The sequence below is a fragment of the Akkermansia sp. N21169 genome (assembly GCF_029854675.1).
Taxonomy (GTDB): domain Bacteria; phylum Verrucomicrobiota; class Verrucomicrobiia; order Verrucomicrobiales; family Akkermansiaceae; genus Akkermansia.
The window spans coordinates 119,441-142,864 of the sequence record NZ_JARWNC010000041.1 but is presented as its reverse complement, the minus strand read 5'-3'; the positions used below and the strand labels follow the sequence as shown (position 1 = coordinate 142,864).

Genomic DNA, 23,424 nt, shown 5'->3' with positions numbered 1-23,424 from the left:
TGGGCGGGCTGAGAAGGGAGGAGAATTAGTCCTTTTTGTCTGTGGTCGCTTTGTTGTGTTCCAGGACTTTGTCGACCAGACCGTAGGCAGCTGCTTCTTCGGCGGTCATATAATTGTCGCGATCGGCGTCATGTTCAATTTGTTCGACGGTTTTTCCGGTGTGTTTGGCCAGGATGCCGTTGAGACGTTTTTTCAGGTTGAACATGAATCCGACGGTGCGTTCCACATCGGAGGCTGTGCCTTGTGCTCCGCCGGAAACCTGATGGATCATGACATGGGAGTTGGGTAGACAGAAGCGTTTACCTTTTGTGCCGGCAGCCAGGAGGACGGAGCCCATGGAGGCGGCAATGCCGAGGCAGTAGGTGTTGACGTCGCAGGAGACGAATTGCATGGTGTCATAGATGGCAAGGCCGGATGTGACGGAGCCGCCGGGGGAGTTGATGTAGATGTGGATGTCCTTTTTGGGGTCGGCCATCTGGAGGAACAGAAGCTGGGCGATGACGGAGTTGGCGACAAAGTCGTCAATGGCGGTACCGATGAATATGACGCGATCCTTCAACAGGCGTGAGTAGATGTCGAAGGAACGTTCTCCGCGTCCATCCTGTTCAATGACGATGGGGACGTAGTTGCGTACGGGGGTAGGATTCATGGAATTCAGATTGGAAAACATTGTTGTCTTTTATTGGTTAAAGAAGAAAAAAAGGGGGAGAAAGGAGCTTGAGCTCCCATCTCCCCGGGGGATGGAAAAGAAGGTGTTACCCTTACTTGTCTTCGCTCACCTTGACGGTAGCATTCTTGACGAGAGAGTCGAGAACCTTTGCCGTCAGCAGGCTCATACGGATGCCGTGGATGCGGCCTTCGCGCCGAAGCTGGCGAATATATGTTTTTGGATTTTGCTTGGAACGCTGGGCTTGCTGGAAGATTTCGGCAGTCAACTCCTGGTCAGTGACGTCAATTTTTTCTTCTCGGGCAATTTCCTGAAGCATGAAGTAGACTTTCAGATTGCGTTTAGCATCTTTGGTGGCTTCTTCACGGACAGATTCCATGCGGCTTTCCATATCTTCGGGGGTGGTAACCTGACCGGAGTACATGAGTTCCTGCATTTTTTGCTGGGTGATGCCGTAGGATTCGCGCTCAATCAAGGCTGCCGGCAGTTCGAAGTCGAGAGCATCGGCGAGTTTTTCCGTAATCTGGTCGGCCTTGATGTTGTCGATCTCGTTCTTCTTGCGCTTGATGAGGTCTTCCTTGAGCATGACTTTGACTTCTTCCAGGCTCTTGCCGGGCATCAGACGTTCCGCGAAGGCTTCGTCGATAGCGGGGACGACCTGTTCCTTGACTTCCTTGATGGTAACGTGGAAGACGACTTCCTTGTTACGCAATTCGGTGAAGGGGAAGGAATCGGACAAGGTAACGGGGATATCCTTGGTATCTCCGGCTTTAGTGCCTTCAAGCCCCTTGGAGAAACCGGGGATGAAACCGTCTTCTTCTACCTTCATCCACTGGCCTTCACGACCTTCCAGGAAGCCGGCGGGTTTGCCGAGTGCTTCGGCGACGGGCTTGCCGTCGAGCGTGGTTGTGAAGTCGATAATGGTGACGTCGCCTTCGGCGGCAGCTTTTTCGACGGTGTTGTATTCGGCAAGGCGGTTGGCCAAGTCGGAGAGGGCTTTCTCAATGTCGTCTTCCGTTACTTCTTCCGAAGGGACTGTAACTTCGATACCCTTGTATTCGGGCAAGGTGAAGTCGGGGACGATGGTAAGGCTGGACGTTACGGTGAAAGCGCCATCCTGTTCGTAGGATTCTACGGGTTTGCCAAAGTCGAGCACTTTGAGTTTGGGATTCTTTTCGAGGGCTTCGGAGCAGATGTCTTGAAAAAGGGAATCGGAGAGTTCAGCGGTGATTTCCTTGTTGAAGCGTTTTTCAACGGTGGAAGCGGGGGCTTTGCCGGGGCGGAAACCCGGGAGCTTCACGCGGCTGGCGTAGGTGGCGACGATGGCCTTGCGGCGTGAGGCGGTATCGGCGGCGGATACGGTTGCTTTCAGCGTTGCTGTGCAATCGGGCTGTGTCTCGACAGTGATGTCCATGAATGTAGAGTGTTGAGTAAAATGATGCAACGGGATAGGTGTGTTCGGTCCCAGGGGAAACGGGGAAAACGGGGAATCCCGGCTGGGAGAAGTTAGGCTTCATTGTATCTCTTGGCAAGAATCTTGAATGGAAATGACACGATTGTTCCTCTAAAAAGCATCACACCCTATTTAGTGCCTTGACTAGATAGAAGGAAAAGTCCTCAATACACCGACACTGATCCCGTCCAATAATTTCATATGTCCCTGAACAACTACTACAAAAAGGCATGTACGGTTCTGGCAACTGCTCCCATTTTTGCCGGCGGCGCAACAGCACAGGATGCTCTCCCTCCCCAGAATTCTCCATTTACAGGGGAAATTATGACAGCGGAACAGGTGATGAAGGAACTGGGGCCGGGAACGGGTCTTTTTGCCGGTGACCAGGCCTATGACGGGTTTACGGTATCCAATGTAGGTATTCGCTATAAAGGGGCCGGTGAAATGGTGGACAAAGCCCGCTTGTTGGACCGTATTTCCACGAAGAAAGGGGGCAAGTATTCTTCCGAAGTGGTGAATCATGATTTGGAGCGCCTCGTCAATGACGGACTTGTAACGGGCGATACAACGATTGCCGTGGAACCTACGGGCCCCAATTCCGTCCAGATTGTTTTCGAAGTGTCTTCCCAGAAGCTTTTGGGGGGGGTCGGGTTTACCGGCAATGCCGAATTCGACAATCAGGAGCTGGCGGAAGAAACGAAGCTCGTCGGCGGCCAGGTGTTGAGTGATCGTGCCATCAGCGACGCGTTGACTAAGCTGCGTTCCTATTATCAGGATTCCCGTTATCCCGATGTGTCAATACACTACCGTTTTGTACCGACGGAACGTCCGGGCTTCGTCGACTTGATCTTCGACATTCAGGAAGGGAAGCATATTAATGTAATTGACATCGATTTCGTCGGCAATCAACATTTTGATTCCCGCCAGCTTCGCGAAGTTCTTAAGACAAAAGAACGCGGCTGGTTGACATGGATCACCAAATCGGGCCGTCTTGATCGCGAAATTTGGGAGGACGACCTGGCTGCCTTAATTACTTTCTACCGTAACCACGGTTACCTTCGCGCCCGTCTTGCCAAGGTGGAACAATTTGTCCGGGGTTCCGGCAACAAACAGCTTGTTACATTCAAAATTACAATTGACGAAGGAAAACGCTATAAGGTTAATCGTGTAGCCTTCGGGCCGACGAAGGTATTCACAGCGGAAGAGCTCGTCCCCGGGTTGAGCATGTACAACGGCGATGCCTACTCCGGTCAGAAGGTGGCTGACGACGTGACGATGATTCGCCGTTATTACGGTTCCCGCGGATACGCCGATGCCCAGGTTGCCCCAGACATTCAGGAAGTGGGAACGGATGCCAACGGCTACGGTTTGATCGACATCGTCTACCGCGTCAAGGAAGGGGATCCCTACCGCGTCGGCAATATCAGCATCACGGGCAACAGCAAGTCCAAAGACTATGTGATTCGCCGGGAACTTCCCCTCCAGTCGAACGATCCTCTTAATTCCGTCGATTTGGAAACCGCTCAGAAGCGTTTGATGAACCTGGGCTACTACGACATGGTGGACATCAGCCAGCTGGCTTCGTCCCGTCCCGGCTACCGCGACGTGAATATCGAAGTGATGGAACGGCGCACGGGAATGCTGAACATCGGTGTGGCGTTCTCGTCGATTGAAAGCGTTTATCTGTTTGCAGGTGTGACGCAGTCCAACTTTGACCTTTACGACTGGCGTTCCTTTGTCGGTGGCGGCCAGCGGTTTGCTATTAACGGAAAACTGGGTACGGAAACACAGGATGCTTCCATTTCCTGGGTTGACCCCTGGTTCATGGATCGCAAATTGTCTCTGGGTACGGAAATCTTCTATAGCAATTCGACGTATTTCTCCGATTTCTACGACCAGCAGAACTACGGTGTTTCCGTTTTCCTTCGTAAACCGTTGGGTGACCTTGAATCCGTCAAACTGGAATATAGAGTCGAAAACTTCGATATTGATGCCAAAGGTGGTGCGCCTGCTTATTTCCGTTCCCAGGACGGCAGCTATCTTCGCAGTCATATTGAGCTGTCTTACCTTTATGACAGCCGGGATGCCCAGATATTCCCTCGCAAGGGCGGCAAGTTTGAAGCCATTGGCGGTTATTCCGGTTTGGGAGGTGATGTCAAGACGTACAATTTCGGCATTAATGCCGCCTATTATTGGAATCTCAAATGGGATACCATTTTCAGCATTAACGGCGGCCTTGCAACCGTCGAAGGAACGGACAATAACAAAAATGTTCCTATCTTCGAACGTGAATACCTTGGCGGTCCTTACAATATGCGCGGTTTCCGTTTCCGCGATGTCGGTATTCATTCCGAAGAACTTACGGGAGATGAAACGATGGGCGGAAAGACGTCTGCCTTTTGTCAGTTTGAATTGTCCGTTCCGGTCATTGAGGAAGTCCGCGTGGCCTTCTTCTACGACATCGGTTTCGTTCATGAAGACGCTTTTGACTTCAAGGGCAAGAATGTAGTGTCCGATTACGGTATCGGTCTTCGTCTGAATTTGCCGATCGGCCCGCTTGCCGTGGACTATGCCATTCCGATTCAGACGGGGAATGCAATTGACAGAGGTGGTCAGTTCCAGTTCTATTTGAACTATTCCTATTAAAATCATCAGGTCTGGGACGTCTGGATCCGGGCTGAGGCCTTGTTCTCTCCTGCCGTCCTTTTCCGTACCCCTCATCCGCAACATGAACAAAACACAAATTGCCATTTTAGCTGTCCTGCTCCTGTGTCTCGTCGGGCTCGGAGGCTTGTATCTGATGAATGCACAGAAGTTCGATGAGCTCCAGCGTATGCAGGAACAGCAGGCTCTGGATAGTAAATTCGCCAAACAAGAGCAGGAGCTTGCCATGCTCCGTAAGAAGAACGCATCCCCCTTTGAAGGTGCGTCTTCCGGTACGGACACAGCAACAGATGTTTCGCGACCCGCCGCCGGAGGAACGACTGCTTCGTCTAATCAACTGCAGGATTCCATCGCCAGTCGCCAGAAGGCTGAAGAAGAGCGCATTAAAAACAAACAAGCACTTGAAGCGGAGGAAAAAACCCTGTTCGCCACCAAGGATGCCGAGAAGAACAATGCCTCTCTCAAGGAGGTCAATCAAGTTATGGATGCTCGCCTTGTCGGCAAAGTGACCTTCTATGACCGGGAGAATAATCTGGTGATCCTTCAGCCTGTCGGTCAGCCGATTCTGAAAAATGGCGAGGAACTTGCCGTCCGTAGACGCGGAGCCATTTTCGTCACTCTTATTATTGAAGAGCTGGATCCCCAGACGGGCAATTATTCGGCAGAGGTGAAAAGGAATGAACTCTACGATTCCAACAAGGAAGATTCCTTGATCGTTGGTGATGAAGTCATTATTGCACCCAAGGAACTTGAGCTTGATTTGCCCGATCTCAAGACGAATCAGCTCAATACAAAACTTCCTCCCATTCCGATGGAGCCGGACTTTGCGCCTGCTTCGTAATTATCCTTTGCCGTGCATCTGCTAGACCTGATCTCCCTGTCGGGGCCGACCTTTTCTTTTGAGTTTTTTCCTCCCAAAAACGAAGAGGCGGCCAAACAACTTTATCGGACTATTAAAGAGCTTGAGGAATACAAGCCAACTTTTGTCAGTGTTACCTACGGTGCCGGCGGTTCCACTCGTGAACTGACTCGTGACGTTGTCATGAGAATCCAGGAGCAGTCCATGCTGCCTACTGTACCTCATTTGACCTGCGTCGGTCATTCCCGGGATGAAATCATCTCTATCCTGAGTCGCTATGCCCGGGCGGGCGTCAGTGCCGTACTGGCTTTGCGCGGAGATCCACCTCGTGGAGAAACCCGGTATGACCGTTCTTCGGATGCGTTCCAACATGCTTCGGAGCTTGTCTCGTTCATCCGCGAGTATAACGAGTCCGGAATGCATCCGGACAAACGCGGTTTTGCCGTCGGCGTAGCCGGTTTCCCGGAAGGCCATCCGGAGATGCCCAACCGCCTGCTGGAGATGGATTTTTTGAAAGCGAAAATCGATGCCGGAGCCGATTATATTTGTACGCAACTGTTTTTTGACAACCATGCCTTTTTTGATTACCGCGAGCGTTGCGCCTTGGCAGGGATCAAGGTTCCCATCATTGCGGGCATCATGCCCATTACCAGTCTTTCCGGGATGAAAAGGATGGCGGAGCTTTCGGGCGGTACCTGTTTTCCGGCCCGCTTGCTCAAGGCGCTCAACCGTGCCGGAGGAGATCCCGACGCTATCCGCGAGGTCGGCATTCAGTACGCTTCGTCTCAGTGTGCCGAATTATTGGACAACGGGGTGGACGGCATTCATTTCTACACCCTGAATCAATCCGGGGCGACGCGGCGTATTTATCGTAACCTCGGACTCAAAGATTCCAGGCAATTGCAGAAAGAAGGTGGCAGTGCATGAAAAACGTCATTGATTTGCCGTCCTATTCCAGTTAGTTATTTTCCCCAAGCACCTCTATGAAGAAAAATCCTCAGAACGTCGATGATCTGTTCGCCGCGGAAGGCGTCCGCCCCGTGGCCGAAATTGAAGTTGGTCCCGCCAAGCACGAGCAGTTCCTTGATAAAAATTATAAAAAAATTACCTTGATTGTCCTGGCTGCCGGACTTGTTTTTGGCGGACTGATTGTCTACAACGGCATTTCCGAAGATCGGGAACATAGTGCAGGCGCTGCGCTTGTGGCTTCCTTCGACAAGGAGGGGCAGTTGGATCTTGCCAAGCTGCAGGCTATTCCTGCCAATTATTCCGGTACGGCTGCATCTGTAACAGCCGGTTATCTGGAAGCTATCGCCTTATGGAACCAAGGCAAGGATAAGGAAGGATGTGCCCGTATGGAAGAATTCATCAAGAACGCTCCTTCTGCCGAGTTTTCCAACCAGGCTTTGGCCGTTCTTGGATGCCAGTACATGAGGATGGGACAAACGGAGGATGCCATTCGCCAGTTCGAAACTGTCATTGATTCACAGGAAGGGATTTATACCCCTCTGGCTTATCTCTGCCTGGGCGATATGGCGCGTGCCAAGGGCGATTTCAAAACTGCACAGCAGTATTATGATAACATTGCCCAGAGATTTCCGGACGGTGCGTTTGGCACGAATGAATTCGGTGTTTCTTCCCGCGAAGATCTTTTGGATATTACGGCTCCTGAAAAAGTGGCTCCTCCGGTTTCTCCTGCTCCCGCACCTGCTGGAGAAAAAGATGCTTCTGTTCCCCCGGTTTCGGCGGGATCGGAGCTTTCCGGGGAGACCAAGTAGACCCCGGATTTACAGAAATGATTGATTTTCCAATGAGGAACCGGCAGTTCTGCGATTGCCGGTTCCTTTTTTGTCCTGTTTCCTGGGCGGTGGGCAAAGCTCGAATTTTGGAGATAATTAGGATTTCTTAAATAAGGCTTGCATTGGAAAAGGCAGAAAGGTAGTTAGTATACCATGATGAAATCAGCCGTAGCAACATTGCTTATGGCGGCGACTGCCGCCAGTGCCTATACGTATATGGAAGCACTGGATAGTCCCCGGCCTGTAAGCTATTACCAGAACAATTTGTCCGGGAGCGCTTCCATCGGTTACAACTCCCGGTATACTTATCAGGACATCGCAGCATCTTCATGGCTGAACAAGTCCGGCGTATTCAATGTTTCCGGCTTGGTGAATCTTCCTTTGATGCGGATGCAGCAACATATCGGTGCGACGTACGGAGCCGTTCTGGATGGTCGTTTGTCCGACCGGGACGTGTTCCAGGCCAATTGGACGGCGGATACGGAAATCTTCCCTAATTTGAAAGCAGGTGCGGGATACGACTTGAACTACGGCGGCCTGCCCGGTTATGTGGCCAAGATCTGCGGCAAGGCTCCCCATTCCCTGGCTCAGGACTTTAAGGGTTACCTCAGCTATGATGATCCCGGACGTGGGCTTTTTGCCTCGGCAAAACTCTATGGCGGATTTTACGGCTTGACCGGCTGGCGTTTTGAACTGGAAGCCGGCAAGCGCTGGCAGGGATTTCTGCACTCCCAGGCGGATCTTGAGGTGAGTGCCGGAACCGGGCTTTCCTACGGATTCTGGGCGGGAGGCGTCCATGGATGCGACCAGCTTAATGTGAAAGCCGCTTTACCATTCAAAATCAATTCGGCAAGTTTCGACCACGGGTTTAAAGTTGTTCCGTTTATTCAGGCTTTGTGGGCCGGCGATACCCGGGGTGAAGTCAATCGCGCTTGTGGAGTGCGGGTGATCGACTCTTTCCAGCTTGTGGCCGGTGTCCAGGCAGTTTACTCTTTCTGATTTTTAAGACATCCTGACGAAAGCCTCCCCTCATGTTCTCCTTTGAACTTGAGGCGGAGGCATTTCTCATCTAATGTCTGGGCATGGCGCTTCGGAAAAGTCAAAGCCGATACGATGTTGATGAACCCATTGGGAGGGAAGTCCCCCGATCCCATTGGACCGATCGCCTGTGGGGATGTATTCCGATGGCCTGCGGTTTGTTGCTGATCGTTTGCCTATCCTCGTTTCGTCTGGAGGAAATCAGTTGGGACTTTTTGAATGAAACAGGAATTGTTGTTGACCTGAACACCAATGTATTAGGTGTTTTTGGCCTCTATCTGGCCGGATTGTTGTATTGGTGTTTTGGCATCGGAACATGGTTTTTGGCGGTATTGTTGGAGTGGATTGGTTTTTATCGTATTTTACGTGGAGGTGACCGGATCAAATTCATGTGGTATGCGGGGGGTGTCGCCGTAACCTGCGCTTGCATTTTCATTGCCGTTCAGCCTTGGGCCGGAAGAGCCTGGGCGGAAACCCATGCCGTCTATGGTCCCGGTGGTGCATGGGGGTATCTTCTGGGTGTCAAATGTCTGCGGAACCTGATGGGGACCGGGGGGACTCTTGCTTTGTCCTTCGTGGTTTATAGCCTGGCTTTTATTTATGCTGTCGCTTTGACGCCCAAGGCCATATGGAAAGGTCTTGCTGCGGAATACGTTGCCTTCAGGAAACGCCGCCGCTCTAAACGCGAAGCGGCCTGGAGTCTGGCTGAGAAGAAGAAAGCTCTGGAAGAAGAGGAAAAACGCGAACGAAGTCGCAAGAAATTTTCCGAGCTCAAACAGGAATTGAAAGAAGAGATCTTTTCGCACGAAAAGAAACCTGCGGTCATTGATACGGACGCTCCCGTTGTGCCTCGTCCGCGCAAGAGAACGGGAGATCCTCTGGAAATTCTTGAGGAAGAAGTCGAGAAGGAGATGGCCCAGCAACAGCTGCCCCTGACCTATACTCCCAAGATTTTTGATTCCAACCAGATGGTAAGGCCTACGGCGACTCCACCTGCCAGACCTGCGTCTTCCTTGTTTCCCGCACAGGGGAATTTGGAGAATTATGTCTTTCCTCCTTATGAATTGATGAAGAAGGTGGAGATCCCGAAGGAACAAACAGCCTCGGAAAGCCAGGAACTCGTCAATACCCAGAACGTTATTGTCGAAACGCTCAAATCTTTCGGGCTCTCCGTGACGCCGGGCAACATCACCAAGGGGCCGACGATTACCCGTTACGAGGTCTATCCGGCTCCCGGTCTGCGTGTGAACAGGATTACCAACCTGAAGGACGACCTTGCCCGCGCCGTCAAGGCCGTTTTCATCAATATCCTGGCTCCTATTCCCGGCAAGGACACTGTCGGTATCGAAATCGCCAATGACAAGAAAGTGCCCGTTTCGCTCCGTACTCTGCTGGAAGATCCGGGCTTTACTTCATCCAAGAAAAAAATCCCCATCGCGTTGGGAAAAGACGTCTACGGTAATACCGTCATTGGAGATCTGGCCGCCATGCCCCACTTGCTGGTGGCCGGGACGACCGGTTCGGGTAAATCCGTCTGCATCAACAGCATCATTACCTCCATCCTCTACCGTTTCCGCCCCGACGAACTCAAGTTTATTCTCGTGGACCCGAAAGTCGTGGAAATGGAACCCTATTCCCGCCTGCCTCACCTGATCGTTCCCGTTGTGACGGATCCCAAAAAGGTTGTTGGCGCCCTCCGCTGGTGTGTCAATGAAATGGAGCATCGATATGGCCTTTTCAAACGCGTCCATGTCCGCAACTTCGAATCCTTTAACAGTCGGCCCAAAGATGCCCCCTTGCCGGAAGAAGAAGAGGAGGAAGAACCGTTTGCCGATGAACTCCTGGCCGATTCTATTGCTCGTGAGTTTGAATCCCAGGGAGAATCTCCTGCTTCTGTGTGGGAAGCCGAAGATGATGACCCCGGATCCGATGAAGACGAAATCCCCGATCGTCTTCCATATATCGTCGTGATTATCGACGAGTTGGCCGACTTGATGCAGACCGCGCCCGCCGATACGGAAGGCTACATCGGTCGCCTGACTCAGAAAGCAAGAGCCGCCGGCATCCACTTGATCGTCGCGACACAGACTCCGCGTTCCAATGTCGTGACCGGCCTGATCAAGGCCAACATTCCGAGCCGTATCGCTTTTCAGGTATCCAGCTCTCTCGATAGTCGCATTATCCTCGATCAGGGCGGTGCGGAAAATCTCGTCGGCAAGGGAGATTTGCTTTTTCTTCCTCCCGGTTCCGCCAAGTTGGAACGCGCCCAGGGGGCTTTCGTTTCCGATGAGGAAGTTGAAGCCATCGTGGCGCACTGCAGCAAGCAGGCCAAACAACAGTTCCTGCTTGATGCCCAGCAAACCGTCGAACTTGGTGGCGATTCGCCTGAAGAAGAAGGCGGGGTCGATCCCGCCGATGAAGAAACCTTCGAAAAATGCGTTGAAGTCGTCCGAGCCGAACGCAAGGCCAGCACCTCGCTTCTGCAGCGCCGTCTTCGCATAGGTTACAGCAAGGCTGCCCGGATGATGGAACTTCTTGAAGCTCGCCGCGTCATCGCTCCCTCCGATGGAACCAATCGTCCCCGCGAGGTTCTGATTAAGCCGCACGAAGAATAAGAGAAGTATAGAGAGGAATCGTCGTTTACCCTTTGTGGCTTTTGTATTGAAAGCGATAGAGGGTGAGTGGATATCCTGTTTTTATGAATGAAAATTTCTCTTCTGAAATAGATTGTACATTGTCGGGGATATGCTAGTTGCTATGAGTATGGATCGCATTTTTTAGATTAATACGTACTCCAAACTCCTTTTATATTGAAACAATGGAATCACATTGTGCTTGCAACTCCGGGGGAGTTTTTGGTTCGGAGACTCCAAGTCCCCTGATAAGGTGAGTAGCACTGAACTTGCGGCGGAAATCACCTCCACCTGATTCCAGCAACACATTTTCCTGATCGGAAGAGATCAAGCAGGACATGCGGTTGCTGATTTGAACAAATCCTTTGCAATTGACTAGCCCCAGAAGCATGAAAATATGAAAGCATTAAAAATCATGATATTATTGGCAGCATCGACAATGATGCTGGGTGTACCTCAGACATTGGCAGATACTGTGTCGGTGCCGAGAGATGAATCTGCTCTTCAGGTGGAATCGTGGTTGAGGAAGAGTATCCCGCTGATCAAAACGATCAAGGCAGGATCAAGCATAGCTGATCTCAATAGATTGTTCATGCCTGCCGGGGGGCTGGTAGCTCCCGGCAAAGTCGCAACTTATGTGTTCAAGGCATGCCCCATGATCAAAATCGATGTAGAATTTGATACTGAGAAAAATGCCGAAATGGGTCGAGGAACAATCGTCAGTGTTTCCCGCCCGTATCTGGACGATATGGTAGCCTTTGATTGATTTCATTCCCTTCGTCACCGAAACTATCGCTCCCGTATCCCCAATCATGCTGTGCATACGGGAGTTGCTTGTTCTGGTGACTGGCTTCCCTGGCGAAAAAGCGAGGGAGTACCATGTCAACCCATCGGTAGTGGAGGCTCAGCTTTTGAATAATCAGAAGTAGGCGGAGGAATGGAATGCAGGGGCTTGTGGGGGGAAATTTCCGGTCTCAAACCTTGGAGAATGTTTTTGACGAGGCACGGGGATGAGGAGAGAATGGGGGCATGGAACAGAATCGCGTGTTGATTGTGACGGGGGATGGCAAGGGGAAGACGACGTCGGCTTTCGGGATGGCTTTGCGTGCCTTGGGGCACGGGCAGAGGGCGGCGGTGGTGCAATTCATCAAGCATGATGGAGGGTATGGCGAGGTGGAGGCTTTGAGGCTCTTGCCTGGGGCAGAGGTAATTTGTTCCGGGCTGGGTTTTACTCCGCGCCATGAGGATTCTGCGCAATGGGAACGCCATGCCGATGCCGCTCGCGGTGGTTGGCGTTGTGCCTTGGAGAGGATGCGTGACGAGGCGATTCGGACACTGGTTCTCGATGAGGTGTTCTATCCGATCAAGTACGGCCACATCGCCCTTGAAGATGCGCTGGATGCCGTACGGGAGTTTCAACAGTCCGGCGGTGGTCGTGTGCTGGTGATGACGGGGCGCGGTGCTCCGGAGGAATTGGTGGCTTTGGCTGATACGGTCAGCCGGGTGGAATGCGTCAAACACGCCTTGCAATCGGGCGTGGAGGCACAGGAGAATGTGGAGTTCTGACGCGTTGTTTTTCTAATTTCTCCAACTCTTTCTGCTTATGGCCTCGGCGATGTGCCGGGGCTGTCTTGTCCTGGTGTATCCACAGCGGAAGAAGGGAGGAATCCGGGGATGCTTTCTAGAGCCTTGAGGAGTTCGAGCGCGCAAGCATCGGCGGATTGGTGCGTGGTGTCGATGTCGAGCTTGTAGTCCATGCACTGGTGGATGGTGCTGGCTTGCCGGAGGGCGTGGGGAATGTCCGGTTGGCGGTCGGTGCGGGAGTTTTCGCGGGCAATGAGCATGTCTTGGTCACAATGAACCTGAATTGTTTGGAGGGGGAGGGAACCGAGGCGCATGTTGAGGTCGCGCACCCAAGCGGCGCTTTCTCCGATGACGTGATCGACGACGACGAAGGCTCCGGCGCGGGCGGAAGCGGCTATTCCGGCGTGGAAGGCTTCGATCAGGGGAAGCCGTGTATCATCGACGGCTTCGGCAACGGATTGCCCGGCACTGCCGCAGATGGGCAAAAAGCTGTCGATAGAGAAGATCATGACGGGGAAGAGGCAATGCTGGCGAAAGGCATGCGCCAGACTGGTTTTGCCGGAACTGGAGGCTCCGTTCAGGAGCAGAACCCTGCCCGCGTGGCGTGGAACGGAGCTCTGGGGAAGGGCGGTTTCCGGCGTGTGAGCCCAGTAGAGGTGAATGTACCCGGCGCGGATGTTGTTGTGGACGACACCGTCGCGGCATTCGTTGCCGCGGAGGTCACGGTAGCTGTACAGGGGGGGATAGGATTCGTGCAGTTCCATGTCCGACCAGTGGAATTCGTGCCCGCGCAGGCTCGTGACTCCGGGGTGCCATGGGAGAGAGCCAGGAGCCAGCTCCACTTCCCGGTAGCCCAGAGAACGGAGTTTTGTTCCCATGTGGCAGGTGCCGTTGATCAGGCTGCACATGGGGTAGGCGTCTCCCTGTGCGGTGATGAGAGTCGTGCCAAGGTACATGTAGCCGCCGCATTCGGCAAAGATGCGTTTCCCGGTGGCGGCAAAGGCGCGGATGGATTCCCTCATGGAGACATTTCCGGACAGTTCTTTGGCGAAGACTTCCGGGTAACCGCCGCCGAGGTAGAGCATGTCCAGATGATCGGGCAGGGAGGTATCGTTGAGGGGGGAGAAGGGGACGAGTTCCCAGCCCTGTCGGGTGAGGTGGTCGAGGTTTTCGTCGTAGTAGAAGCAGAAGGCTTCATCGCGGGCGATGCCGATGCGTCCTTTGCCGCCAAGTGGGGGCGTGGCGCCGCCCTTGGCGAGTTGCTCCGGGGAGTTTGTCCGCGTGAGTTCCAGAATGGTGTCGAACTCGAACCATTTTGTGTTCCACTCGCCGTCCAAAGCATCGAACCATGATTCGAGCTGGTCGTATTCTTCCGCCGGAACGAGTCCCAGTTGACGTTCGGGCAATTTCCATTGCTCCTGATTGGTCAGTGCTCCGACGAGCGGCGGGAGGCCTTCCTGCTTCAGGGCTTCTGCGAGAAGGCGCGCGTGTTTGATGCTGCCGACACCATTGGCGATGACTCCCGCGATGTGAACCCTGGGATGGAAGTCGCGGAACCCGGCGACGAGTGGGGCGATCGAGCCCGCCATGCCTTTGGCCGGGACGACGAGGATGACCGGGATGTCGAGAGCCAGCGCACAGTCTGCGGTGCTGCCCGCCATGTCTCCCGGCTGGCGAGAATCGAACAGTCCCATGACGCCCTCACAGATGGTGATGTCGGCTTGTGCCGCGTGCTTTTGCCAGACGGCGCGGACGCCTTCATGCCCCATCATCCAGGTGTCGAGGTTGAACGAGGGATTGCCTGTTGCCTGACGGTGGAAGGAGGGATCGATGTAATCCGGCCCGCATTTGAACCCCTGCACGCGCATTCCCCGGTTGCGGAAGGCCCGCATCAGCATCAGGGCAATCGTCGTTTTGCCGCCCCCGGAATGCGGAGCTGCGAGGCAGAAGGCATGGAAAGGGCGCGAGGATGATGGGGAACCCTGAGAGGCTTCGGGGGCTTGCGACATGGCTGTGTGAGAGGGTGGGCTGGGGGTAGCTTTGAGCTTTGTTATTCGCCGGGTGAAACGTCGTACTTGTCGTCGTACCCGCGAGCTTCGTAGAGGGTTTCCCCATGGCGGCGAGTGCGATGGCCGCCAATGAGCACCAGCGACGACATATCCACGCGATCACGCGGGAACTCGGCGAGAGTGCCCACCCACTTTTCCTCGGCGGGGCGTCCCGCATGGCGAACAATAGCCGAGAGCGTTTCGTTTCCGCGCACCGAGGCGAACAAGTCCAGGGCTTCTTCCAGCAGGTGACGGCGTTTGCGTCCGGCGGGGTTGTAGAGCACAACGGGCAGTTCGGTTTGCGCGGCGTTGCGCAGGTTGGTGCGTACTTCGTCGGCAGGGACGAGGAGGTCGGACAGGCTGATGAGGCAAAAACCATTCTGTAGCGGGGCTCCGAGACTTGCCGCCGCGATGTTGGCGGAGGTGATGCCGGGCAGCACGCGGATGGCGACTTCCGAAAATTCGGGGCTCTTTTCCTGCATTTCGTAGAGCAAGCCCGCCATGGCGAGGATGCCGGGGTCTCCGGAGCAAACCATGCAGACCTCGCGCCCTTCGGCTGCCGATTGCAGGGCGGCACGACAGCGCGAGACTTCGCCGAGCATGCCCGTCTGGATCAAGGGCTTGTCGCCAATGCGGTTGCGGATGAAGTCGATGTATTTGGTGTACCCGGCAATCTGGTCACAGCGTTCGATGGCTTCTGATACCTCCGGCGTAATGTGCGACGGCGAGCCGGAACCGAGTCCGACGACGACGATGCTTCCGCGTTTTGTACCCTGGTTGGGCTTGCTCGCACCGTGCGGTACCTGAGCGAGTGCCAGAGTGATGCCCTCGTACTTCGTCTTGCAAACCTTGATGGGGCCGCCTGAGGCAAGGATGGCGGATGCTTCGGAAACGGACGGCGTGCCCGTCTTCTCCCGGACGATGTCGGATGGCGTGGGCGTCTCTACCTCGGCGAGTTGTTCCGCAGAAAAATAACTCACGGGCAACTCCAGATGACGGGACAATTCCAGCAGGGCGGGTTCATCCGCCTTGATCTCGCAACTTGCCAGCCCTACCACCTGACGGGGGGCGATGGTGTTGCTGCTCAGGAAGTCCGCAACGGATTGTTGCAGAAGCTCACAGGTCGTACCGCGTTTACAGCCAATCCCCAGTATGTAGGAAGCCGCCGGACGGATGACGAGCGCGCCGGGAACTTCTATCTCGGCATGACCCCAGACAACGAGGATGTCTTCCGGCATTTTGTCCGCCGCAAGTCCGTGGCGAACATGGGGAAGGCTCTTCCAGTATCGATCGTACAAGTCCACGGGACCGTCAAAGAGGATGGGACTGCCATCCAGCAGGGCGGCATTGGCGGTCTTGATCGCTTCCGGATTGCTGACGCATGCGCCTTCGAGGGCGGCAGCTTCGTCGAATGCCGTTATGCCGCGGGTGTCGGTCGCCGTGCTGATGACGGCCTGACCTCCGGTGATGCGGGCGATCTTGCGGCTGAGGCGGTTGGCTCCTCCCAGATGGCCGGAGACGAGGCTGATGACCCATCCACCGTCTTCCGTGCAGGAAACGACGGCCGGGTCTCCTGCCTTCGAGACGAGCAGGGGGGCTGTTTTGCGGACGGCGATGCCGGTGGCTCCGATGAAAATATGGGCGTCGTAGTACTTCCATTGGCGGGCCAGCAGAGCATCAAAATCCGCCGATGCTACCAGTTGGATGCCGTCCCTGATTTCTCCGGGCTGTCCCGGGCGCGTCGTGAAGATGCGGCTTCCCTCCATGGCTGAAGAGAGTTCGCGCGCCTTCGATACCCCCTTGTCCGTGAAGGCGTAGATAGCGCATGTGCCGTCGAATTGTTCTTGGGGAAGGTGGTTGCGGTAACCGTGGCTGAACTTGTGATCGTAGAGCTTCGACTGGGCTCCGCTGCCTTCCAGTGCCTTCCCGACGAGAATGAGGGCCTGTCGCCCGATACCGGATTCCTCGGCCAGCCCGGCAATGGTGCCGAGTGTTCCGCGAATGACCCGTTCATCGGGCCAGGACGCGCGATAGACGATGGCGGCGGGCGTGGAGTCCTCCAGTCCTGCCGTCATGAGTTCGTCCGCGAGGGGACGAATGTTGCCCATGCTCAGGAAGAAGGCGAGCGTGGCTCCCGTTTTTGCGAAGGCGGTCGGGTTTTCTCCAGCGGGCATCGGTGTACGCCCGGCAGTGCGCGTCAGTACGAGGCTTTGGCTGAGTCCGGGGTAGGTGAGTTCGGTTTTGAGTGCGGCGGCGGCGGCAAAGACGCTGCTGACTCCCGGGACGACTTCCGGCTCGACTCCGCGCTGTCGCAGGCCTTCAATTTGCTCGGCGATTGCGCCATACATCGAGGGATCGCCCGTGTGGAGACGGACAACTTTCTTCCCGGCAAGGGCGTGTTCGGACAGGATGCTCACCTGTTCCTCAAGGCTGAGTTTGGCGCTGTCGTGGCAGATACAGCCTTCCTGGCATCGAGCAAGGTGAGCCGGGTTGACGAGGGAACCCGCATAAACGACGACGTCAGCCGTTTCCAGAAGGCGCGCGCCCCGTTGCGTGATGAGGTCTTCCGCGCCGGGACCGGCACCAACGAAATAAACGAGGGGGGAGGAGAAATCTTGGATCATGGCTTGCTGAAGGTGACGAGGGTGATGCGGTGTTGCTGTTGGAAGTGGTGATATTTGCCGGCGATGCGGCATTCTTCGGCGATGGAAATTTCCTGGCATCCCGTGCGGTATTCCGGGTGCCAGTTGCGGAGTTTGTGCGTGCTCTCCAGCGTCACCGAGGTGGCGACGATGATGCCCCAGGGCGCGAGTGCCTCAAAACAGGCGTCCAGAATGACCTCCAGATTATCGCCGCCGCCTCCGATGAAAATGCGGTCGGGTCGGGGCAGGTCTGCCAGCGCTTCGGGGGCGGCCCCGGCATGCAGAGTGTAGTTGGGGAGAGCCATCTGTAGCTGGTTGGCAAGGATGAGTTCCAATCGGGATTCGTTCTTCTCCACGCCATGGACGCGTAGCCCGGGGCGGAGAGCGGCGGCTTCCAGCCCAACCGAACCACTGCCTGCGCCGACATCCCAGAGAACGCCCCAGGCGGGCAAGCGCAGTTTGGAGAGAGCGATGGCGCGGACTTCCTCTCCAGTGATGAGATTGTTTTCCTTCACGAAACGGACGTTGTCGGAGCCCAGAGGCAGAGTTGGCGCCATCCGTGCGTCACCCGTGGGGAGTAGCAACAGCATCGAAGTTGGCGAGCATTCCTGCCCCGAAAGTTCATGCAGGCTGGCGGCACAAATGCGTTCGTCGGGCGTGCCGAGATTCTCCGCGAGAATGGCATGACGTCCGGCACAGGATGGCAGGAACTCAACGCATCGTTGAGCCAACCTCGCCGCCGTGAGGCGCGTTCCACCATACACGACGGCCAGCGGACAGGAGAGGATTTCGCCCAACGGGATGTTCTCCGTTGCATGGGCGCTGAAGACTCGTGCCTTGTCCCAGGGAAGCCCCAGGCGGTGGAAGAGCGTCTGGAAGGCGGTTTCTGCCGGGATGAAGCACAATTCATCTTCATCTCCAGCCAGATCGTAAAGCGTGCCCCCGATACCGTGGAACAGGACGTCGCCCGAGCCCAGAATCAGCACTCGCTTTCCGTTGCGCGAGGCCTCCAGAGCTTCCTGTGCTTTGGCGCGGGCATCGGCGCCGAGGACAATTCCCTTGGCTTGAAATCCGGGGAATAGAGCCAGCAATTTGGCGGAACCGTACACACAATCCGCCCACTCGGCCCAGAGTTCCCATTGGGTGGAACGGGGCAGGCGGGATTCGGATTCAACGCCGCAGGAGAGGAGGGTCAGGGGAGGCATGGCAGGGAATCTTGTGAAGTGGTGTCCAGCAGGAGGCTTCCGTCAAAATCGCAGATCAAAAGCCGGAATTCAAGCAAGGGAGCCCGACGGGCAAATTGGCGGAAGGCCAGTGTGCATAGCCGTCTGTAAAGGGGTAGCCGACAATCGGCAGGGATGTGTTCGAGTGCCTGCCGGACGGAGGCACATGCGGCGATGGCCTGTTTATCCTCGGCAGTGGGGGAGTGGAATTGTTCCAGCGTATCGAGGAAGAGGTCGATGTCCTGGCGGACGCGGTGGGCGTGCGTGTTGTCGAACCCGGCGGCATATTTGCACAGTTTGCCGGGCATGCAGGCGATGGTGAGACGACGCAATCCTTGCTCACGGGCGGCATGGAGGCTGTCGGCAATGAAGTCCCCCATGCAGACGAAACTGGCATCCGGGATGCCGGGAAGGTGGCGTTTTGCTCTGCTTTGAGTGCGGCCTCCGGTGCAGAGGATGACTTCGTCGAATCCGGACAGGCGGGCCGACCTCATGCAGATGCGGATGGTTTCGATGTAGGCTTCGTGGCTGAAGGGGCGGACGATGCCCGTCGTCCCGAGAATCGAAATCCCGCCGAGGATGCCGAGCTGGGCATTGAGGGTTTTTGTCGCCAGTTGTTCGCCGTTTTTGACGCCGATTTCCGCGATGAAACAAGCGGAGAACGCGGAAGCTTCTGCCAGATTATCGGCGATCATGCGACGTGGACCGATGTTGATCGCCCAGCGATTTTGTTCGCAATCCAACCCCGGGCGTGTGCAGAGTCCTATTCCTTCCACGGCGCGGAGAATGAGCATGCCTTCTCCTGCATGGAGCACGTAGTCGTGTTCTCCGGCTTCGTCGGGAGTGCCCCGCCGGACGCGGGCGTAAATTTTAGCAAGGTGCGTGCAGTCGGGATCGTCGCCTCCATCCTTGATGGTCGCGGCAAAACCGGGGTTCTGATCCTTCATAATCAGAACGCGGTGTTTGCCATCCGGAAAGAGAATCACCCTTTCGGCGGCATGCCGACACAAACCGGAACACAGGGATTCCCATGCCGCCATGATGACAGCCGTGACGCAGGCTCCCGTGGAGTAGCCCTGTCTCAGGTGGCGGCGTGTTGGCGAAGAAGGCATGACTGGCGATAATAGGCAAGCAATGCTTTTCAGGCACTTTCAATAATGGCATGCAGTGTGGCAACGGCCAGGGCACTGCCTCCACGGCGACCTTCGAGGACGATTTGCGGGACCTCGCACATGGCGAGCAACTGCTTGGACTCCACGACATTGACGAAGCCTACAGGCATGCCGATGACGAGGGCTGGACGCACCTTTTCCTCCAGAATGTAACGTGCGATGCGTGCGAGGCATAGCGGAGCATTGCCGACGAGGACGATGCCGCCATCCAGCAGAGGCAGGGCTTTTTGGGCGGCACTGAGGGCGCGGGGCTGGTTGGCAGCTCGCGCCTTGGCAACGACATCGGGATCGCTGATATAGCAATGGATGTCTTCCCGTTCATAAGCGGGATTGAGGCGTCGGAGGCGATCAACCGAGATACCGGCGCGGATCATGTTGGTGTCGCAAAATATGGGGGCACGGCGTTTGAGTGCCTCCAGCGCACATTCGATGGGGGCGTGGCGGAATGCCAGCGTGCGGATGATCTCCATATCCGCCGTCGTGTGGATCAAGCGGCGTGCAACGCGCCATTGAGGCTGGGGCATGGAGACCGCTTCCGGGCATTCGCTTTCAATCGTGCGGAAACTTTCCTCTTCGATTTCCGTGGCACTGAGGTTCCAACGCAGGGGCGGGTAGTCTTGGGGAGAATCAGGCATGGTATGTGAAATGGACTAATGGGTGTAATGGATGAACAGAGCTGTCACCACAATGAGGATGATGACGCCGATGATGCGGGAAAGCTGCATGCCTACGACAATCGTTACGGCTTCCCTGGCCGGGAAGATGCCCAGCGCGGAGGGGAGATTGCGGCGCAAGGCGCGGAAGGGGTTGCCGATGGCACTGCCTACGAACATGGCCAGCAGGATTTGGGCGTTGGTTACGGCTCCGTGGTCGCGCAGGTTGGCGGCGACGGCGGCGGCCTGGACGAGTCCGCCCATTTGCGTGGCGACGATGCTCATCAATTCGGGCGGGAAGATGCGATTGACCCAGTCAGGCACGAGTTGTTCCCAGAAGTCGAACAGGCCTTTTTTCATCATCCATTCTACCAGGAGCATCAAGGGCACCGTCAGAATCATCATGCGGAACAGGAGGGTACAGACGCGCTGGATGGTCTTGATCCCGGTTTGTCCCCAGGAAAGAGGGGCTTCGTAGGGGCTATCCGTGGTGCCTACTTCATCGGAATCCGTATTCGATTTCCCGGCCATCCTGCGTCTGTGCCAGAGAAGAACCCCCAGAATGAAGAGGAAGCCGAAGCTGAATTGCCCGCCAAAATAAAGTGCGCCGGGGATGCCCACGGCTCCGAGAACCGGGTACATAACGCGCAGGGAGTGCGACAGGTAGGAGAGGTAGCTGTTGGCCATGCCGCCGGCTATCAGCGTCGAGTGTTCGATTTTGCCTTCGGCATGGCTGCTGACGAGCATGCTGTTGGCTGCCGTGTTGGAATACAGGGCGGTGGGCATGGCGATGCTGACGATGGCGGGCAGGCGCATCAGGCGCGAGAATCTCCCGAGGATGTAGCCGAAAATCAAATGCCACTTGCGTGCTTCCGCAATGCTGCCGACCATGGCGGCGATAGACACCATCAACAGGAGCTTGCCAATAACGGAGGCTTTGCGCTCGACCTTGCTCCACCATCCTTTGTTGGTAGTAGAGGTGCTGTGCCGCTTCTTCATCATGCCGCCTTCACTGCCTTCAGCTTTTGGGGAGGCAGGGGTGGCGATGGTATTGGAGGCCGCCTTTCCATGCCTTTTGGGGGTGACGTTGGGAGAATCCGCTGTGGATGCTGCGGCAGGCGAAGGCATGTCCATTTCATCTCCCCTCATGTTGTTGCCGGGCGGCATCGTCTGGATCAGAATCAGCGAAGAAGCCAGTGCCAGCACGAGCCAGAACCACTGCCACGGACGTTTCCAGGGGGGTAGATGAGAGGCTTTTTTCATGCCTTTTTCACCATCATCAGGGAGAGGTATTCTTCGGGACGTTCCAGGATTTCTTCACCATTGTGGGAGATGAATTGTCCGGGCATGCCAAGGCGTTCGCCATAGACGATCCGGGTGCCGGGTTCATTGAGTACCCTGCGGATGAGAGCATTGCGGCTCCGGTAGGTTTTCATCAGCACCGTGGTTGAATTGGGCGGGAAGTCGAGCTGATCGACCATTTCCGCACGGAATGCCGGGATGACGCGCAGGCTTTCACCATTCTCCACAAGCACCGTTTGGGAGAGTGAAGAGAGCGTGCAATACGAGGTAATGCCCGGTACGACCTCCGTCTTCAATCCGGGCATTTGTGTCTGCAACAACTTGAGGATATATCCGAATGTGCTGTAGGTCATGGCGTCGCCCAGCGTGGCAAAGGCACAGTTTTTGCCTTCCTCCAGCTGTTGGGCAATAATCATGGCGTTGGCAGCGATGTGAAGCTCGCGATCCGTCTTGTCGCGCGACATGGAGAAGAGCAGGGGGACGATGGTGCCCTTGATGGCTCCCAGCGATTCGACAACGGAGGACGAAATGCTGGTTTCCGTGTTGGGCCCCGTTACTGTGAAGATGATGTCTACTTCCGCGAGAACCCTTGCGGCGCGAAGCGTCAGGTACTCTGGGTTTCCGGGGCCGATGCCCACGCCGTAAAATGTGCCGAGTTGCATAGATGTTTATTCTTTCATTCCTTTTTTGACGACCAGGATGTTGTCCGTCGTTTCGCGGGCGTGGCGCAGGAAGACATTACGGATGCCTTGCAGTTCGCCCAGTCCCTTGAGGTTCAATTTGACTTCGAAGCCCTCCTTCTTCAGGACGCTTGCCCAGGAGTCTTCTTCGTCTCCGGCGAGGTCATTCGTGGCGTGGTCGCCAGCAACGATCATGAAAGGTGCCAGCCATACGGTTTTGAGCCCCTGTTTCTGGAGCTTCTTCAGTTCGGCAAGGATGGAATCGAACCCCGTTGTTCCTTCGACTGTGGCCAGGAATGCCTTGGGATCCTTCCGGTGAAGCTCGGTTTGCACGGCAGCGAACACGAGGTCGGCGCGGCCTTCCTTCTGACCGTGCCCCATCAGAACAATGGCTTCGTCTGCCTTGCGTTCCTGAGGGAACTCCGTGAGGATGGCGGTGACCACTTCCTGCATATCGCGGTTGCTTTCCAGCAGGGGGCGACCGATCAAAACTTTTTCAAATGCCCCGGGATTGTGCTCCAGATAACGCTGAATCGTGCGTTCCATTTGGGAGAATTCTTCTCCGGCTGCCATGTGGAGCGACTGGACGCAGAGGGTTTTGACGCCTTTGTCCGAGAGCATTTTAAGGCTTTCCTGGATAGACGGAACAGGGCGGCCTTCTTTGGCGATCTTGTGGCGGATGATGTCGGAGGTGTAAGCCCAGGATGTTTTATCTGCCGGGAAACAGGTTGTGAGTGTTTTCTCCGTACTGGTGTAGGACGTCAAAGCTTTTTGATGGCTTGTTCCGAAGGCGACGATGAGGAGACCGTCCCGGTCGATTGGAGTCTGGGCGGGGAGCATGGAAGTACCAAGGCTGGCGGTGGCGAGGATGCAAAGGGTTTTGAAGAAGCGGAGGATCATGGTAAAATGGGATTCAAAGAACGGGTGTTTTACGAATAAAGAAATCAGACAAGGCAACCCCTCAATCATGAGGTGAAGACCCAGCAAAAAAATGTCGGTTGCAAAAG

Annotated in this window: 18 protein-coding genes; 8 read left to right on the top strand and 10 right to left on the bottom strand. The window is 55.5% G+C overall.

Going from position 1 to position 23,424, the window contains the following annotated elements:
* Positions 1–25: 25 nt before the first annotated feature.
* Together QET40_RS11220 and tig are read right to left on the bottom strand one after the other, a co-directional pair.
* Positions 26–649 (bottom strand): ATP-dependent Clp protease proteolytic subunit, encoded by a 624-nt coding sequence (locus QET40_RS11220; protein ID WP_280127264.1) that lies wholly within the window; start codon positions 647–649, stop codon positions 26–28.
* A gap of 112 nt (positions 650–761) precedes the next feature.
* Complete coding sequence (gene tig / locus QET40_RS11215) at positions 762–2,081, bottom strand: trigger factor (RefSeq protein ID WP_280127263.1); 1,320 nt, start codon at positions 2,079–2,081, stop codon at positions 762–764.
* A gap of 240 nt (positions 2,082–2,321) precedes the next feature.
* Here tig and bamA point away from each other — a divergent pair, with 240 nt between their 5' ends.
* The 8 genes from bamA (at position 2,322) to QET40_RS11175 (ending at position 12,679) form a co-directional block, all read left to right on the top strand.
* Entirely contained in the window at positions 2,322–4,766 is a 2,445-nt protein-coding gene (gene bamA / locus QET40_RS11210; RefSeq protein ID WP_280127262.1) for an outer membrane protein assembly factor BamA, read from the top strand.
* 82 nt (positions 4,767–4,848) lie between these two features.
* Entirely contained in the window at positions 4,849–5,625 is a 777-nt protein-coding gene (locus QET40_RS11205) for a hypothetical protein (RefSeq protein WP_280127261.1), read from the top strand.
* Positions 5,626–5,637: 12 nt separating this feature from the next.
* Positions 5,638–6,570 carry a methylenetetrahydrofolate reductase [NAD(P)H] gene (gene metF, locus QET40_RS11200; RefSeq protein WP_280127260.1) on the top strand — a complete coding sequence of 311 codons (933 nt, stop codon included), beginning with the start codon at positions 5,638–5,640 and terminating at the stop codon, positions 6,568–6,570.
* A gap of 56 nt (positions 6,571–6,626) precedes the next feature.
* Positions 6,627–7,421, top strand: a complete 795-nt coding sequence (locus QET40_RS11195; protein ID WP_280127259.1) for a tetratricopeptide repeat protein — start codon at positions 6,627–6,629, stop codon at positions 7,419–7,421.
* 174 nt (positions 7,422–7,595) lie between these two features.
* Positions 7,596–8,441, top strand: coding sequence for a hypothetical protein (locus tag QET40_RS11190; RefSeq protein WP_280127258.1), 846 nt, complete (start codon positions 7,596–7,598; stop codon positions 8,439–8,441).
* Between the two features lie 83 nt (positions 8,442–8,524).
* Entirely contained in the window at positions 8,525–11,095 is a 2,571-nt protein-coding gene (locus QET40_RS11185) for a DNA translocase FtsK (protein ID WP_280127257.1), read from the top strand.
* Positions 11,096–11,528: 433 nt separating this feature from the next.
* A complete protein-coding gene (locus QET40_RS11180; RefSeq protein ID WP_280127256.1) occupies positions 11,529–11,879 on the top strand; it encodes a hypothetical protein in 351 nt (116 codons plus the stop codon).
* 263 nt (positions 11,880–12,142) lie between these two features.
* A complete protein-coding gene (locus QET40_RS11175; protein ID WP_280127255.1) occupies positions 12,143–12,679 on the top strand; it encodes a cob(I)yrinic acid a,c-diamide adenosyltransferase in 537 nt (178 codons plus the stop codon).
* 35 nt (positions 12,680–12,714) lie between these two features.
* On the opposite strand, the gene QET40_RS11170 is transcribed toward QET40_RS11175, so the two are convergent.
* From QET40_RS11170 to QET40_RS11135, 8 genes are read right to left on the bottom strand one after another with little or no spacing between them, the layout of a single operon-like run.
* Positions 12,715–14,706, bottom strand: a complete 1,992-nt coding sequence (locus QET40_RS11170) for a cobyrinate a,c-diamide synthase (protein ID WP_280127254.1) — start codon at positions 14,704–14,706, stop codon at positions 12,715–12,717.
* A 41-nt stretch (positions 14,707–14,747) separates the two neighbouring features.
* Positions 14,748–17,369: a precorrin-4 C(11)-methyltransferase gene (gene cobM, locus QET40_RS11165; protein WP_280127253.1), complete on the bottom strand. Its 2,622-nt coding sequence runs from the start codon at positions 17,367–17,369 to the stop codon at positions 14,748–14,750.
* On the bottom strand, positions 17,366–18,592 hold the full coding sequence (gene cbiT / locus QET40_RS11160; RefSeq protein WP_280127252.1) for a precorrin-6Y C5,15-methyltransferase (decarboxylating) subunit CbiT: 1,227 nt from the start codon (positions 18,590–18,592) through the stop codon (positions 17,366–17,368). Before cbiT ends, cobM begins: the two co-directional genes overlap by 4 nt.
* Positions 18,580–19,722, bottom strand: coding sequence for a cobalt-precorrin-5B (C(1))-methyltransferase CbiD (cbiD, locus tag QET40_RS11155; RefSeq protein WP_280127251.1), 1,143 nt, complete (start codon positions 19,720–19,722; stop codon positions 18,580–18,582). Before cbiD ends, cbiT begins: the two co-directional genes overlap by 13 nt.
* A gap of 29 nt (positions 19,723–19,751) precedes the next feature.
* Positions 19,752–20,417, bottom strand: coding sequence for a precorrin-8X methylmutase (locus QET40_RS11150; RefSeq protein WP_280127250.1), 666 nt, complete (start codon positions 20,415–20,417; stop codon positions 19,752–19,754).
* Between the two features lie 15 nt (positions 20,418–20,432).
* Complete coding sequence (locus QET40_RS11145; RefSeq protein WP_280127249.1) at positions 20,433–21,698, bottom strand: hypothetical protein; 1,266 nt, start codon at positions 21,696–21,698, stop codon at positions 20,433–20,435.
* Positions 21,695–22,399 (bottom strand): precorrin-2 C(20)-methyltransferase, encoded by a 705-nt coding sequence (gene cobI, locus QET40_RS11140; protein ID WP_280127248.1) that lies wholly within the window; start codon positions 22,397–22,399, stop codon positions 21,695–21,697. Before cobI ends, QET40_RS11145 begins: the two co-directional genes overlap by 4 nt.
* A 6-nt stretch (positions 22,400–22,405) precedes the next feature.
* Positions 22,406–23,317, bottom strand: coding sequence for a sirohydrochlorin cobaltochelatase (locus tag QET40_RS11135; protein ID WP_280127247.1), 912 nt, complete (start codon positions 23,315–23,317; stop codon positions 22,406–22,408).
* Positions 23,318–23,424: the final 107 nt, after the last annotated feature.